The 1,468-nt window shown below is 73.1% G+C and carries 3 protein-coding genes; all 3 read right to left on the bottom strand.

The window, feature by feature from the left end; genetic code table 11:
• Positions 1-935: heat-inducible transcriptional repressor HrcA (gene hrcA, locus N869_RS15005; protein WP_035062990.1), on the bottom strand; the 935-nt coding region annotated here is incomplete at its 3' end.
• A gap of 93 nt (positions 936-1,028) precedes the next feature.
• Positions 1,029-1,202, bottom strand: a complete 174-nt coding sequence (locus N869_RS17110) for a DUF1059 domain-containing protein (protein WP_084137290.1) — start codon at positions 1,200-1,202, stop codon at positions 1,029-1,031.
• Positions 1,199-1,468, bottom strand: a 270-nt coding sequence (locus N869_RS18065; RefSeq protein ID WP_035062988.1) for a hypothetical protein, incomplete at its 5' end; no start/stop codon positions are given. The genes N869_RS18065 and N869_RS17110, both read right to left, overlap by 4 nt.

Below are 1,468 nucleotides of genomic sequence, written 5' to 3'. Positions count from 1 at the left end.
ACCGAGCCGATGCGGGCCACGGGATCGCCGTCCGCACCGTATCCGGTCGCCACGACGGAGGCCTCCGCGAGGCCGACGTGGTCGTTCTCACGGCCGATGCGCACCGACACCCCGGCGGAGTCCTCGGCCATCTCGGTGAGCAGACGGAGCAGGACCACCTGCTCCTCGAGCGCTTCCAGCACCGGTCGGATGGTGCCGGTGAAGTCGGTGCCCGTGCGCGCCAGGTGCGAGGCCCCGGCGATCACGACCCGCTCCTCGGTCGCCTCGCCGAGGGTGTCCTCGACCACGGCGACGACCTTCTGCACCAGGGGCCGGTGGGCGTCGGGGAATGCCGTGGCGGTGCGGGCCAACGGCTCGGGCAGGTCCACCAGGCGTCGTCCGGCGACGGCGGCGTTCAGGCGCGCGCGGAGCTCGGGCACCAGGTGCTCGGGCACGGGTGCGTCGAGCTCCAGGACCCTCTGCTCCACCCGTCCGGTGTCGGTGATGATGACCACGAGCAGGCGTGTGGCGCCCACGGGTACGAGCTCCAGGTGCCGCAGTGCCGAGCGCCTCAGCGAGGGGTACTGCACGACCGCGACCTGCTGGGTGAGCTGGGCGAGGAGTCGGACCGAGCGGTCCACGACGTCGTCCAGGTCGACGGCGTCGACGAGGAACTGCTGGATGGCGCGCCGTTCGGGCGCCGACAGCGGCTTGACGGTGGAGAGCTGGTCCACGAAGAGCCGGTAGCCCTTGTCGGTGGGCACCCGACCGGCGGACGTGTGCGGCTGGGCGATGTACCCGGCGTCCTCGAGCGCGGCCATGTCGTTGCGGATGGTGGCCGGCGAGACCCCCAGCGCGTGCCGTTCGACCAGGACCCGTGAACCCACCGGTTCACGGGTCTGGACGTAGTCCTCGACGATCGCGCGCAGGACCTCGAGCCTGCGGTCCTCGCTCATGGCACCCCCGTGCTCCGTCCTCGTCCACGCATGGCACTCGCCATGCCCGAGTGCTAATCCTACGACGGAGCCGACGCGCGGGGCGCTGGGTGCTCAGTCGACGGGCACCATGCGGTCCCGGACGGCCGCGACGAGGTCGGGACCGATCTCGGTCATGCCGTGGTCGGCGCGTGCGTGCCCGCCGACGCCGGTCAGGATCTCCTCGGGGGTGCCGCGGAACGTCTGGGTGCAGCCGGGCACCAGGTCACCGCATCGGAACGTCTTCATCGTGTCTCCTCGGGGGTTGCGGCACCGCGCCTGGATGAGGCGCGGACGATGGTGTGGGCGAGGGCGGCCTGCGTGGGGACGTCCCCCCGCTGGTCCGAGGGCCGGAGCCGCCCCGTGACGGCGTCGACGAGCGCGGCGACCGAGACGGTGCCCAGCACCTCGCCGTGGGCGTCGGTGCAGACCACCGGGGCGTGGGCCCAGGCCTGGTCACGGGCGACGGCCCGGGTGAGCACCTCGCCCGGCGCGGCGGACGGAGCCACCGCCAG

The sequence above is a fragment of the Cellulomonas bogoriensis 69B4 = DSM 16987 genome, from assembly GCF_000767165.1.
In the GTDB taxonomy this organism is placed as follows: Bacteria; Actinomycetota; Actinomycetes; order Actinomycetales; family Cellulomonadaceae; genus Actinotalea; species Actinotalea bogoriensis.
Note: the sequence above shows the minus strand (reverse complement) of the source record. Positions and strands in the feature narration are given on the sequence as shown.

What these genes read in the sequence shown, in the direction of transcription:
- N869_RS17110 (WP_084137290.1), bottom strand. Translation starts at nt 1,202, where the DNA reads ATGAAGACGTTCCGATGCGGTGACCTGGTGCCCGGCTGCACCCAGACG.